Source organism: Cardiobacterium valvarum (assembly GCF_900460955.1).
In the GTDB taxonomy this organism is placed as follows: Bacteria; Pseudomonadota; Gammaproteobacteria; order Cardiobacteriales; family Cardiobacteriaceae; genus Cardiobacterium; species Cardiobacterium valvarum.
Window position 1 is genome coordinate 1,895,998 of the sequence record NZ_UFUW01000001.1, and the last position, 11,955, is coordinate 1,907,952.

11 protein-coding genes and 3 pseudogenes are annotated in these 11,955 nt (G+C 62.6%); 1 reads left to right on the forward strand and 13 read right to left on the reverse strand.

From position 1 onward, the window contains the following. The first annotated feature begins 21 nt into the window (after positions 1-21). Positions 22-975, forward strand: a complete 954-nt coding sequence (locus tag DY250_RS09220; protein WP_172542312.1) for a LysR family transcriptional regulator — start codon at positions 22-24, stop codon at positions 973-975. Between the two features lie 68 nt (positions 976-1,043). Here DY250_RS09220 and DY250_RS14925 read toward each other — a convergent pair. The 13 genes and pseudogenes from DY250_RS14925 to galE all read right to left on the reverse strand — a co-directional run. After that, positions 1,044-1,139, reverse strand: a pseudogene (locus DY250_RS14925) (EamA family transporter); the annotation flags it as partial. Positions 1,140-1,229: 90 nt separating this feature from the next. Beyond that, a pseudogene (locus tag DY250_RS14930) lies at positions 1,230-1,562 on the reverse strand (AAA family ATPase); the annotation flags it as partial. A 62-nt stretch (positions 1,563-1,624) separates the two neighbouring features. Next, positions 1,625-2,131 carry a 3'-5' exonuclease gene (locus tag DY250_RS14625; RefSeq protein WP_115612045.1) on the reverse strand — a complete coding sequence of 169 codons (507 nt, stop codon included), beginning with the start codon at positions 2,129-2,131 and terminating at the stop codon, positions 1,625-1,627. 3 nt (positions 2,132-2,134) lie between these two features. After that, positions 2,135-2,665, reverse strand: coding sequence for a mycothiol transferase (locus tag DY250_RS09240; protein WP_342772562.1), 531 nt, complete (start codon positions 2,663-2,665; stop codon positions 2,135-2,137). A gap of 45 nt (positions 2,666-2,710) precedes the next feature. Beyond that, a pseudogene (locus DY250_RS14935) lies at positions 2,711-2,911 on the reverse strand (helix-turn-helix domain-containing protein); the annotation flags it as partial. 135 nt (positions 2,912-3,046) lie between these two features. Further along, positions 3,047-3,652 carry a nitroreductase family protein gene (locus tag DY250_RS09245; protein ID WP_115612047.1) on the reverse strand — a complete coding sequence of 202 codons (606 nt, stop codon included), beginning with the start codon at positions 3,650-3,652 and terminating at the stop codon, positions 3,047-3,049. 115 nt (positions 3,653-3,767) lie between these two features. Next, entirely contained in the window at positions 3,768-5,111 is a 1,344-nt protein-coding gene (locus tag DY250_RS09250) for a GTP-binding protein (protein WP_115612048.1), read from the reverse strand. After that, a complete protein-coding gene (locus DY250_RS09255; RefSeq protein ID WP_115612049.1) occupies positions 5,047-6,540 on the reverse strand; it encodes a GTPase in 1,494 nt (497 codons plus the stop codon). The genes DY250_RS09250 and DY250_RS09255 overlap by 65 nt, the downstream gene beginning before the upstream one ends. Beyond that, complete coding sequence (locus DY250_RS09260) at positions 6,530-6,958, reverse strand: acyl-CoA thioesterase (RefSeq protein ID WP_115612050.1); 429 nt, start codon at positions 6,956-6,958, stop codon at positions 6,530-6,532. The genes DY250_RS09255 and DY250_RS09260 overlap by 11 nt, the downstream gene beginning before the upstream one ends. Further along, positions 6,955-7,617: a tRNA (adenosine(37)-N6)-threonylcarbamoyltransferase complex dimerization subunit type 1 TsaB gene (gene tsaB / locus DY250_RS09265; RefSeq protein WP_115612051.1), complete on the reverse strand. Its 663-nt coding sequence runs from the start codon at positions 7,615-7,617 to the stop codon at positions 6,955-6,957. The genes DY250_RS09260 and tsaB overlap by 4 nt, the downstream gene beginning before the upstream one ends. Next, complete coding sequence (yoaA, locus tag DY250_RS09270) at positions 7,577-9,655, reverse strand: DNA repair helicase YoaA (protein WP_115612052.1); 2,079 nt, start codon at positions 9,653-9,655, stop codon at positions 7,577-7,579. The genes tsaB and yoaA overlap by 41 nt, the downstream gene beginning before the upstream one ends. 1 nt (position 9,656) lies before the next feature. Beyond that, positions 9,657-10,595: a tetratricopeptide repeat protein gene (locus DY250_RS09275; protein WP_245951090.1), complete on the reverse strand. Its 939-nt coding sequence runs from the start codon at positions 10,593-10,595 to the stop codon at positions 9,657-9,659. A 229-nt stretch (positions 10,596-10,824) separates the two neighbouring features. Next, the gene (gene galE, locus DY250_RS09280) at positions 10,825-11,838 is read right to left on the reverse strand and encodes a UDP-glucose 4-epimerase GalE (RefSeq protein ID WP_115612054.1); all 1,014 of its coding nucleotides are present in this window, start codon (positions 11,836-11,838) and stop codon (positions 10,825-10,827) included. Positions 11,839-11,955: the final 117 nt, after the last annotated feature.

Sequence of the window (11,955 nt, forward strand, 5' to 3'; positions counted from 1 at the left end):
GGCAGGTAAAGTTGAAAGGAAATGGCAAATTTGCATCACTTCATGAAAGTCATTCATGATGACGTTTTTCCCGAAGGAACCCCCACCATGCTGGAACGCTCACACCTGGCGCTGATTCGCGCCGTCGTCGCACACGGCACCCTGACCCGCGCCGCCGATGCCCTCTGCCTTTCCCAATCCGCCCTCAGCCACGCCGCGCGCAAACTGGAAGAACAGGTCGGCACACCGCTGTGGGTGAAAGAAGGACGCAGCCTGCGCCTGACCCAGGCGGGCAGCTACCTGCATCAGCTCGCGCAAAACCTGCTGCCACAATTCGAGCATGCCGAAAACCAGCTGCGCCACTACGCCGGCGGCGGCCAGGGGCTCTTGCGCATCGGCATGGAATGCCACCCCTGCTACCAGTGGCTGCTGCGCGTCGTCGCGCCGTATCTCGCCGCCTGGCCGCGCGTGGATGTGGACGTCAAACAACAATTCCAGTTCAAAGGTGTCGCCGCGCTCTACGCCTACGAAATCGACATGCTGATCACCCCCGACCCCGTCTTCGGCGAGCGCCTGGTGTTCACCCCCGTCTTTGATTATGAACAAGTGCTGGTGGTCGCCAGCGATCACCCGCTGGCACGGCAGACTGTCGCCTATCCGGCGGATTTGGAAAAAGAAACCCTGATCACCTACCCAGTACCGACCGAACGCCTCGACATCTACCAGGCCTTCCTGCTCCCCGCCAACCGGGGCGTGGCGGCGCACAAAACCATTGAAACCACGGAAATCCTTCTGCAAATGGTCGCGGCGGGACGCGGCGTGACCGCATTGCCGCGCTGGCTGATAGAACAGCAGGCAGCGGAGATGCCGCTTGTCTGCCTGCGTCTCGGTGAAGAAGGCATCTTCAAACACATCTACCTCGGCGTGCGCGAAGACGAACGCGAGGTGGATTACATCGCCGGCTTCTCGCGTATCGCGGCAGAATTACAGGGGTAATGCAGGGCAGCCAGCCAAGAGCCCAGGTTTTATCCCGCTTGGCGGCATTATCGGTATTTGCCCATCGCCCGCTGCGGCGGCAGAAATTCGGCGGTAACGAGGTAGGTGCTGCCCCAGATCAGCGGGGCAAGGGCGGTGGTGAGGATGATGCTGAGGCGGGTCATGGGGAGGTGTCATTTGTCGGGATGGGCGGTGCGCGCTGCCGTTTTTAGCAGATTCCGGATGGAAGACCAAGAAGCGGCGCCCAGCCCGCCCTAATGTTCTGCTTTCCGGCGCTTGATTTGTTCCAGCCGCGCCTTGAAGCGCTGTTCGTGGTCTTCTTCCGTCGGGAAGTAGTATTCCCGGCCGATGAGGTTATCCGGCATGGTCTGCATGGTGGTCAGTTTGTCCGCGTGGTAGTGCGCGAGCTGGTAGCCCTCGCCATCGGGGTCGCTGTTGCGCATGGTTTTATGCAGGGCCAAGATGATGTTGTAGTGCTCTTCGCCGTTTTTGTCGCAGTGGATTTGGCGGCGGTTGAGGTGGAGGCAGTTGTCCCGCGCGGTGCTGTTTTTGACGGCCAGTTCGAGGGTGTTCAGCGCGACACAGGCGGGCGGCCAGCGGCTGGTTTTCTTCGTCGGCGGCGGTGAAAAGGGTGGTTTGTTCCATGGTTTTAGTGGGGGTGGTCGGCGAAGACGCGCAGGGCGATGCGGGCGCAGGCTTCGGCATCGGCGAGGGCGTGGTGGTGGCGGTCAAGCGGGATGCCGAGGTAGTGGGCAACGGTAGCGAGCCGGTGGTTGGGCAGTTCGGGGAAGGTTTTGCGCGCCTGGCGGCAGGTGCAGTAGAAGCGGTTTTCTTGTGGCGGCAGGTCGTAAGCTGCGAGCACCGCGCGCAAGCAGCCGGCGTCAAACGGGCTGTTGTGCGCGACCAGCGGCAGGCCGGCGATTTTCGGCAGCACTTCCTGCCAGATGTCGGGGAAGCGTGACGCGCGGCGGGTGTTGGCGGCCGTGATGCCGTGGATGCCGGTGTTGAAGGCGCTGTAGTAGTCGGGGATGGGTTTGATCAGGCGGTAGTAGCTGTCCACAAGCCGGCCGTTCGCGACGAACACCAGGCCGATGCTGCACACGCTGCTGGGGTTGCGGTTGGCAGTTTCGAAATCAAGGGCGACGAAGTTTTGCATGGGTTAATCCGTGAGTCCCAGCAGACGACGCACATACACCGCCTGTCCGGAATGCATGGCGGCATCGTCGATGATGGAAATGAGGCGCACGGCGCGGCTGACAGGCGGGTTCCAGTGCCGGTCGATAATGTCGGGCAAGGCGTCCGGCGGCAGTTGTTGCAGGTAGTCAATGACCGCCTGGGTGGCAGCGGCAAGGTAGTCACGCAGCAGTGCGGCATCGCGGATGATGACTTGCGCCGCTTCCGCCGGGGTGTGCCGCCAGTCTTCGGTGTCATCAGGCAGATCGAAGGCGAAGCGGCGGTTCCAGCCGTCGCGCGTCCACAGTGCTTCCATGCCCGCCAAGGCAGCGATTTGCAGGTCTTGTTCGCGCGCGGTATGCCAGATGAGCCAGCCGATGCTTTTGATAGTCGGTGCGCTCGCTGCCACGGGCAGGGCGTTGAGTTGGGCGAGGCTGAGGCCGTCCATGGTGCGCAGCAGGCGTTCCTGCGGGCGGCGGACGGCATCAAGCAGCATGTCGAGGTAGGGAGGAGTCATGGGATTGTCCCGGATAGGGGATTGCGGGCGGGATTGTATCGCGCCTTGCCGCGGCGGGACGCGTTTGGCGCTGTTCTTCGGGCGGCGGGAACGATCGTCCATGTCATCACGCTTGAGCCATTTGTAGACGGTCTTGCGGCTGACGCCAAAGCGGCGCGCGAGTTCGCTGATATTGGCGCCTGGCTTGCGGGCGAGGGTAACGAGTTCTATGCGTTGTTCTTTTGCGCTTTGGGTTTTCCAGGGCATGGGAGCCTCCGTCGGTTGGGGCGGGTAAGTGTCACCCGTCGTGTATTTAGACAATCACAGGCAGGCGAAATTTCTGCATGCGCTTTTCGGGTTTGGGGCGCCACCAAGCGGGATAAATGCTGGCTTTACGGGATATCACAGGCCGCAGATGCGGATGCGGGTATCCAGCGGTTCATGGCTTTTCTCGCCCGCAGGCGCAGCAATACCGCCGAAGAGCATTTGTGTACGCAGGCGCCAGTGGGCAGGGATGTCCCAGGTTTTCGCGACTTCGGCGTCAATCAGCGGGTTGTAGTGCTGGATATTTACACCGATACCGGCAGCGGTGAAGGTCGTCCACAGGGCATATTGCAACATGGCATCAGCCTTGTCCGCCGAGCCGGGGAAAGTGTCGGCGTAAGTGGGGAAACGCTGCTGCAGACCGGCAATGATGTCGCTGTCTTCGTAAAAGAGGATGGTGCCGGCAGCGGCGCGGAATCCCGCCAGTTTTTGCGCGGTGGGGGCAAACTTGTCGGCGGAGACAGTAGCGCGCAACACATCCGCCACGATGTCCCACAGACGTTCATGCTCGCAGCCAAACAGCACCAGCAGGCGGGTGGATTGGGTATTGAAGGGTGAGGGGGCGTGATAAAGCGCATGTTTGATGATGGTGGCGATTTCACCGGCGGGCAGCGGCAGGTCGCGGTTGAGGGCGTAGATGGAACGGCGGTTTTCGATGGCTTGCAGCAGGGTTTGATAGTGCATGGGGGAACCTCGTGGGGAAAATTTTCATGGTAGCACGCACAGAACGGGTTCTTTTGCCCATGCAGCGGCTGAGGAAGCTATCAAGCGGGGTAAAACCTGACTTCCCCGCCCTGCCTTATTCTTCTCCTGTTTTTTTGCCCAGGTATTGGGCGATGCTCTGCTTGGCTTCCTGCATCAGGCGGTCTTTGTCGAGGTCGCGCATGATTTCTTCGATGACGGGTTTGGCGCCCGCTTCGCCCCAGCTCGCCCCTTGTGCGAAGTAGTGTTCGGCCGCTTTGCCGATGACGTAGCTGCCGTAGTAGGCCACTGCGCCTTGCGCGCCAGCGGTGAGGATGGTGGAGAAGCCGGCGGTGAGGCCTTTGAGCAGCGAGGAGAGGGCCTGCACGCCGTATACCGCGCCCATCAGCACGCCGGTTTGTACGGCGATGGTGCGCACGAGTTCGCCTGCCTGGTGGCGGGTGATGTCGATGCCGTAGGTGCGCGAGAGGTGCACGACCATGCTGGCGTCCGCCGCGAGGGCGAGCAGGTCCACGGCGGGAATGGGGTTTACTGCGACGCCGACGGCTTTGATGAGGGCGTATTGGCGGATGATGTGGTCGGCGAGGTGTTTGCGCGCGGCGATGATTTCGCGACCGACTCGTTCGGAGAGTTTTCCGGCGAAGACACTGGCGTTCAGCGCGGCGTAGCTTTTGCCGTCGGCTTCGAGGAGTTGCCAGAGGACGCTTTTTAATGCGGCGATGTCGGGTTCGGGACGGACGGTGGTCTCAATCTCGCGTCCGTCGGCATCCATGCGGATTTGCCGGTAGGTTTCGGGGCGGGCGCTGGCGGAGACGATGCGCTCGGCCGGGATGATGCCGGCGGTGCGGCGGATGAGGTGTTTGTGCAGGGTGGCACGGTCGGCGTCGCTCAGGCGGTCGGCTTTGTTGTGGACGAGGATGAGCGGCTGGGTTTTTTCGTGCAGTTGCAGCAGGGCTTCGTATTCGGCGCGGGTCATGTCGCCATCGACGACGAAGAGGACGGCATCAGCCTGGCGAGCAACGTGGGCGGCGAGTTTGGCGCGCTCCTGGCCGTTGATTTCGTCGATGCCGGGGGTGTCGATGAGGTACACGCCGCCGCTGTCGTATTCTTGCCAGAGGGTCTGTTCGCTATGACGGGTTTTGCCGTGCAGGACGCTGGTGGCGAAGACGTCACGCCCGGCCAGCGCGTTTAAGAGGGCGGATTTGCCGACGCTGACACGGCCATAGGCGGCAACGTGGACGTGGCCTTTTTCGAGTTTGTCGAGCAGGCGTTGCAGTTGGCGGTAGTCTTCTCCCAAGCGGGCGCGGGCATCTTCCGGCAGGCGGTTGTCTTCAAGCAGGGCGGTGAGGCTGTCGCGGGCTTTTTCGAGGTGGGCGTCAGCTTTGTTTGTCGCGGCCGATAGCGAGTCGGACGAGGTTTTGCGCCCGCGTTTCCAGTTCATTGTGCAGTTGTTCCTCGAAGTTTTGGATGATGTGCTGGGTGTTGATGTTGTCGCTGCCGCTTTCGAGTGCTTGCAGGGTGGCGCGGCCAAGGCTTTCGAAGATGAGGCCGTAGGCGACGGCGTGGGAGGCACCGCCGATGACGGTGCCGATGCCGGGGAAGGCTTTGCAGACGTTGCCGGCGAGCGCGAGGATGATGGTGAGTTGGGTTTTGACTTTGCTGCTCGCGGCTTCGACGAGGGTTTGCAGGTCGATGTCGCGCGCGGGGATGTCGTAGAGGCGGGTGAGGTGTTTCAACATGTCCATGCCGAGGTAGCCCTGGATGAGGATGTCGGTACCGGGACCGACAGCGGCGACACCACCGAGCATGGCTTTGCGCGCGTAGTTTTTGACGAGGGCTTCGCCGCGTTCGCGGCGGTAGTGGCTGAGGCGGTGGTTGAGGTTTTCGTGGGCGAGGCTCAAGAGGGCTTCGCGGTTGCGCGCGGTGAGGGTGCCGCGCGCGGTGGTCATTTGCGCGATGGCTTGCAGGAGCGGCGCGATGTCGCCGCCCCGGTATTCTTCTTCCCAAGTGGCGCTGCCGTCGGCGGCGATGCGCTGGATTTTCTGGCGGTAGGCGCTGGCGCAGGCGATGTAGTTGACGCCGTCGGGCAGGCGGCTTTTGATGCGGGTTTTGAGTTCGGCGAGTTCGTCTGCGGTGTAGAGGTTGGTTTTGTTGAGGACGACAAGCATGGGTTTGTCGAAGGCATGCAGGCGCAGGATGGAGATGATGTCGCTTTCGGTGAGATCCTGGTCGATGACGTAGGCGACGATGTGCACGCGGCGCGCGGCGGTCATGACTTCGCGGTCCAGGGTGCCATCCGCCCCCGCCTGGTGGGTGCCGGGCATGTCGAGCAGGGTCAGGCTGAGGCCCCGGTTGTTTTCGTAGTGGTAGCGCTCGATGGCGGTGGTGGAGCCGCCGATGATGGAGGTATCAACGCTGGCGTTCGGCAGCAGGGTCTGGATGAGCGAGCTTTTGCCGGTGCTGATTTTGCCGAAGAAGGCGAGTTCGAGTTCTTGCGGCTCGGCTTCGATGGCGGCGAGTTCGGCTTCGATGGCGGAGACGTCCACCCCCTGGGCGCGGGCGGCGGCGGCGCGCGCTTGCAGTTCTTCGAGGGTGTGGCGTTTTTTTTCGGCAGTGGTTGTGCCCTGCCCGCGCCGCTTGCGGCCGACGGTCCAGATTTTCCAGATGAGGCCGAGGCCGATGGCGGCGATGAGGGCAACGATGGTGAGGTAGATGGCGATGAAGGCGGGCGGGGTATGCTGGATGCGGTCCCACACGCGGAAGGCGATGTCGGTGAACTGGAAGATGATGAGGAAGACGACCAGGACGATGAGGACGGTCAGCAGGATGATGGCTTTGCGGATGAGGGAGACGCTGTTGTTATTGGTCATGGTGGTTCTCGCGGCGGCGGTGCAGCGCGTCCGCAAAGGCGGGCGGCAGGGCGATGATTTTGTGGCGCTGGTAGTCGTAGGCGACCATTTCGGCGGCAGCGGCCGCGATGGGGCGGTCGCCGCTCGTCACGCTGTATTGCAGGGTGTAGGCGGCGTTACGCAGGTTGTCCACGCGCATGGCGATGTCGAGGGTGTCGTTCAAAAAGGCTTCGCCGCGATAGTCGCAGGTCAGATGGCGCATGATGAGCCCCGCGCCGAAGCAGTCGGTTTCCGTCGCGCCGAGGGCGTGCAGCAGCTCGATGCGCGCCTGGTGCAGCAGGGTGATGAGGCGGTCGTGGCCGAGGTGGCCGCCGTAGTTGATGTCGCCGATGCGGACGGTGAGGCGGCTGGTGTGATCCGCAGTAAAGGGTGTGGTCATGGCTGGGGCTGGACGACTTCGTTACGCAGGTAGTGCAGTTCGACGCCTTGTTGCGGCGGCTGCCAGTCGGCGCTGTCAATAAGGCTGAAGGCGTCGATGGCTTCGGGGAGGTAATCGTCTTCGGCGACGTTGGCGTCAGCCGGGAAGTGTTCGGCATAGATGGTGCCCGCGCCGGCGACGAGGGCGCCGTCGAACCAGTCGGCGGGGATGTCTTGCGGCGGGCAGACGCGGTCAGCACCGGTGCAGGCGCCGTTTTCGTACAGGCCGGCATAGACTTCGCCCATGCGTGCGTCCATCACCGCGAGGATTTTCTCCGCGCCGCTGTGGCGGCGGATGGTGGCGGCGAGCAGGGCAAGCGAGGAGATGGGCAGAAGCGGTACGTCCCAGGCGGTGGCGAGGCCGGTGGCGACCGCTGCGCCGATGCGCAGGCCGGTGAAGGCGCCGGGTCCGGCGCTCAGGATGATGCCCTGGATGGCGGTTTTTTCCAGGCCGTTTTTTTGCAGGAGTTTGTCGATAAGCGGCAGCAGCTCGCGCGTGTGCTGCTGGGCTTCGATTTCGTAGGCCTGGCTGGCCGCGCCGCCGTGTTGCACGGCGACGGAGCAGGCGGGGCCGGAGGTATCAAGGGCGAGCAGGGTGCTGTGTCTGGTCGGCAGGTTCATGCGGTTTTCCGTTGTTGTTTTCGTGGTAAGCGAAGAAGCGGTCAATGACTTCTATTTTACGCGTTTTGGTCATGGGCGGCAGGCTGTTGAGGAAGGTGGCGCCGTAGTTTTTGCGGGTCAGGCGCGGGTCGGCGAGGACGAGGACGCCGTAGTCGCTCCGGTCGCGGATAAGGCGGCCGACGCCCTGCTTGAGGGTGATGATGGCCTGCGGCAGGGTATCGTGGATGAAGGGCGACAGGCCTTTGTCGCTGAGCAGGCGGTGGCGGGCGCGGGCGACGGGGTCGTTCGGCGCAGTAAAAGGCAGTTTGTCGATGACGACGCAGACGAGGCGGTCGCCACGCACGTCCACACCTTCCCAGAAGCTCGATGTGGCGAGCAGCACGGCGTTGTCGTGACGGCGGAAATCGGCGAGCAGGGCGTTCTTCCCCGCCCGCCCCTGCACCAGCAGGTGATAGCCGCTGTCTTGCAGGGCGCGTTCGGCGTCGTGCATGGCGCGGTAGCTGGTAAAGAGCAGGAAGGCGCGGCCTTTGCTGCGCGCCAGCACGGGCAGGACGGCCTGAATCAGCGCGTCGTTATATTGCGGATGGTTCGGGTCGGGCAGGCCTTCGGGATGGTAGAGCAATGCCTGATGGCGGAAGTCGAAAGGGCTGGCGAGCAGCAGGGACTGGTAGTCACGCAGGCCAAGTTCGCGCGCGTAATGCGCGAAGCTGCCGTTCACCGCCAGCGTCGCCGAGAGAAACGTCCAACTGGCGTTGCTGTTCGCAATCCAGGTGGCGAAGCGTCCGGCAGCATTCACCGGCACCGAGCAGAGGGTGTAGTGACGCGGGCCGACGTCCAGCCAGATGGCGCGGGGGGTGGGTTCGCCGGCGGGCGATTCGTCCTGCGCTGCGTCGTTGTCTTGCCCGACGGCGTCTTCATCCTGAAGCGCGTGGTTATCCCGCTTGGCGGCGTCTTCATCCTCAATGACAGGCGCCTGCGCGAGGAAGGCGGCAATCAGCTTCTGCAAATCCTGCCCGCGTCCGTACAGGTGGGCGAGCAGCTTGCCGCGCATCTTCTGCGTGTTGAGCTGGCTTTGAAACCGGGCAAACAGCTCGGCGAGGCGGCGCAGTTCCGTCCAGAAATCGGGGAGGGCGGCGAGTTGTTCTTCGTCCAGCCGTGTTTCCGCCGGTTGGCGCACCGTCAGCAGGATTTTGCTGTTTTGCAGCTTCAAATCGCGCAGGCACTCGCGTAGTTCCAGCGCATCCGGCGCTTCCTGCAAGGCGGCGTGTTCACCATCGTTGATGAAGCCGAGCAGTTGCCGCGCCGAAAAACGGTCGCCGAGAAAATGGATGGCGGTCTGCGGCAGGTGGTGCGCTTCGTCAATCACAAATGCCTGAATATCCGGCAGGATTTCCGCAAATCCCTCGCTTTTCAGGGCAAAATCGGCCAGCAGCAGGTGATGGTTGATGACCACCACATCCGCTTCCTTCGCCTTCTGCCGCGCCTTCTGCAAATAGCATTCTTCGTAAAACGCGCAGTCGCGGCCAAGGCAGTTCTCAATCGTCGAGGTGATGCGCGCCAGTACCGGCGCGTCTTCCGCCACTTCTTTCAGGCCGACCAGATCACCGTCGGCCGTCGTGTCAAAAAAATGCTCGATGGCGCGGCGCTGCCGCTTGTCCGTCGCCGTCGTGCAGTCATCATCAAGATACTGGTGGTAGTGATGGTGGCAGAGGTAATTACGCCGCCCTTTCAGCAGCGCAACGCGGGACACGCTGCCCAGCACCTTGCGCACCAGCGGCAAATCCTTGCCGTAAATCTGTTCCTGCAAATTGCGCGTGGCGGTGGACACCAGCCCCTTGCGGCCGGATGCCAGGAGCGGCAGCAAATAGGCAAATGTCTTGCCCGTGCCGGTGCCCGCTTCGGCCAACAAAATGCCGTCGCACGACAAATTGCCGGCGACGGCTTCGGCCAGTTCCTGTTGCCCCTGACGCGGCTGATAACCGCTGACGGCGCCGCTCAGGGCGTCGCCTGCCGCAAACAGGGCGGAAATATCGCTCAAATCAGTAAGAAGCGGCTTTGGTGGCGGCCTGCACCGCGCCCTGACTGTCGCCCAGCTTGTTGCGCGAATTGGAAATCAGCGACCACGATTTCTTCAACATCGCATTATTGCCACCGGATTGCACGGCACGGCTGGCCATGCTTTCCGCTTCCTTGTAGCGTCCCTGGTGATAGCGGATGTTGGCGATGTCGTAGAGGATTTTGCTGTTCTTCGGATCAAGCCGCTGCGCGTTTTCGAGGAAAGCGGCAGCCCCGTCCAGATCGCCCTTGCCGAGCGCGCCGGAGGCCTTTTTCAGCAGCGCGGATACGGCGGTCTCGCCTTCGGCTTTGGCGGCAGGCTGGGCGCTGGCGACGGTTTTGTTATCGGCAACCGTCGGAGTGCTTGGCGCGCCAACGTTCACATCGCCGCTATTCGGGCGCAGCGCCTGGCGCTTGTTATCAGCGGGCGGCGTGGCGGGTGTATTCGCCGCCGTCTTCGGTGCTTCTTTTACCGCCTCGCGCACCGCGATTACCCCGGGTTCCTGCGGCGTCTTCGGCGGCGTGACAGGGTTATTGGCGTTAGCAGCGGCCTTGATGGTTGGCGCTGCAGGCTGATACGGGCTGGCCGCCTGCACCTGCGTCTGTCCGGCAGGCTGCGGCGGGTTGACCGGTATATCCGGCAGTTGTGCCAACGGTTGATTCACTGGGGGCTGGTTGACCGGCGGCCGCATCGGCGGCTGCTGCGGATGAACGGGCGGTTGCCCGCCGATTGCCATATTGTTGAAACCGCCGCCCTGAGGGTTAAAACCAAAACCGCCGTCCTGCGGCGGCATCTGCCCGCCAAAGGCAGGCTGCTGTCCGTATTGGGTGTTGCGGTTCACGACCGGCGCCTGCCCGTCGCCATACACGCTGCATCCGCTCAAAAACAGTGCGGTGGTAATGCCAAGCCATAGGTATTTCATATTCCGAATCCTCTTAATCATTTGCCAAGATTACAAAAAATGGATGAAAAGCGGGGGCATTTTACCTTGATTCAGGCGGGGACGCGCTTTGCGCGCACGAAAATTTCCCGCCCGGCAGCGGGCGGGAATTTTCGCGGGAAACCCATGCCTTTCATAGCGGCATTCCGCAAGAATAAGGATTTCCTTCAAGCGGTTAGGAAATACGCGGCAGAGGTACGGGCGACGGATTTCAGCGATAACCCTGCGGGTTTTTCGCCTGCCAGCGCCAGGTGTCGGCCATCATGTCATCCAGGCTGCGTTCGGTGCGCCAGCCGAGTTCGCGTGCGGCTTTCTCCGGATTGGCCCAGAAGGCGGGCAGGTCGCCGGCGCGGCGCGGCGCGATGGTGTAGGGAATGGCTTTGCCGCAGGCTTTTTCGTAAGCACGGACGACATCCAGCACCGAGCTGCCTGTGCCGCTGCCGAGGTTCCAGGTGTACACGCCGGTTTTGTCTGCAATGTGTTCCAGCGCTTTGACGTGACCGGCGGCGAGATCCATGACGTGGATGTAGTCGCGCAGGCAGGTGCCGTCCGGGGTGTCGTAGTCGTCGCCATAGACGGCGAGGCGTTCGAGGCGACCGACCGCCACTTGCGAGATGTAAGGCACGAGGTTGTTCGGGATGCCTTGTGGGTCTTCGCCAATGTCGCCGCTTTCGTGCGCACCGACGGGGTTGAAGTAGCGCAGGAGAGCGATGGTCCATGCCGGGTCGGCATGAGCGGTGTCGCCGAGGATGGTCTCGATCATGACTTTGGTTTTGCCGTAGGGACTGCTCGGCACGCCAAGCGGCATGGTTTCGGTGTATTCGCGCGCCCCGCCCTGCTCGCCGTAAACGGTCGCCGAAGAGCTGAAGACGAGGTTTTTTACGCCCGCCGCCTGCATGGCTTCGATGAGGGTGATACTGCCACCGACGTTGTTATCGTAGTAGGCAAGCGGTTTTTGTACGCTTTCGCCGACGGCTTTCAGGCCGGCAAAGTGGATGACGGCGCGGATGGGGTGTTCGCCGAGGATTTGGTCAAGCAGTGCGCGGTCGCGGATGTCGCCTTCGATAAGACGCGCGTTTTTGCCGGTTAGGCGGTTGACGCGGTGGATGGCTTCGGCCGAGCTGTTGCAGAGGTTGTCGAGGACGAGGACGTCGTGGCCGTGTTGCAACAGGGTGAGGACGGTATGCGAGCCGATGTAGCCGGCGCCGCCGGTGACGAGGATCATGGTGTCTCCTTGTATTGGGATGTGTGGATGGGGGTATTGTCGCCGCAATCCGCCTGATTGTCTCGCCTGACGAACGGGGGCAAGCCTTGCGTCGGGCAATCGTCAAGCGGGGCGTGC

Bases quoted from the DNA above. Each gene is read 5' to 3' on its own strand.
- DY250_RS09220 (WP_172542312.1), top strand. From the start codon at position 22: ATGGCAAATTTGCATCACTTCATGAAAGTCATTCATGATGACGTTTTT.
- DY250_RS14625 (WP_115612045.1), bottom strand. From the start codon at position 2,131: ATGCAAAACTTCGTCGCCCTTGATTTCGAAACTGCCAACCGCAACCCC.
- DY250_RS09240 (WP_342772562.1), bottom strand. From the start codon at position 2,665: ATGACTCCTCCCTACCTCGACATGCTGCTTGATGCCGTCCGCCGCCCG.
- DY250_RS09245 (WP_115612047.1), bottom strand. From the start codon at position 3,652: ATGCACTATCAAACCCTGCTGCAAGCCATCGAAAACCGCCGTTCCATC.
- DY250_RS09250 (WP_115612048.1), bottom strand. From the start codon at position 5,111: ATGAACTGGAAACGCGGGCGCAAAACCTCGTCCGACTCGCTATCGGCC.
- DY250_RS09255 (WP_115612049.1), bottom strand. From the start codon at position 6,540: ATGACCAATAACAACAGCGTCTCCCTCATCCGCAAAGCCATCATCCTG.
- DY250_RS09260 (WP_115612050.1), bottom strand. From the start codon at position 6,958: ATGACCACACCCTTTACTGCGGATCACACCAGCCGCCTCACCGTCCGC.
- tsaB (WP_115612051.1), bottom strand. From the start codon at position 7,617: ATGAACCTGCCGACCAGACACAGCACCCTGCTCGCCCTTGATACCTCC.
- DY250_RS09275 (WP_245951090.1), bottom strand. From the start codon at position 10,595: ATGAAATACCTATGGCTTGGCATTACCACCGCACTGTTTTTGAGCGGA.
- galE (WP_115612054.1), bottom strand. From the start codon at position 11,838: ATGATCCTCGTCACCGGCGGCGCCGGCTACATCGGCTCGCATACCGTC.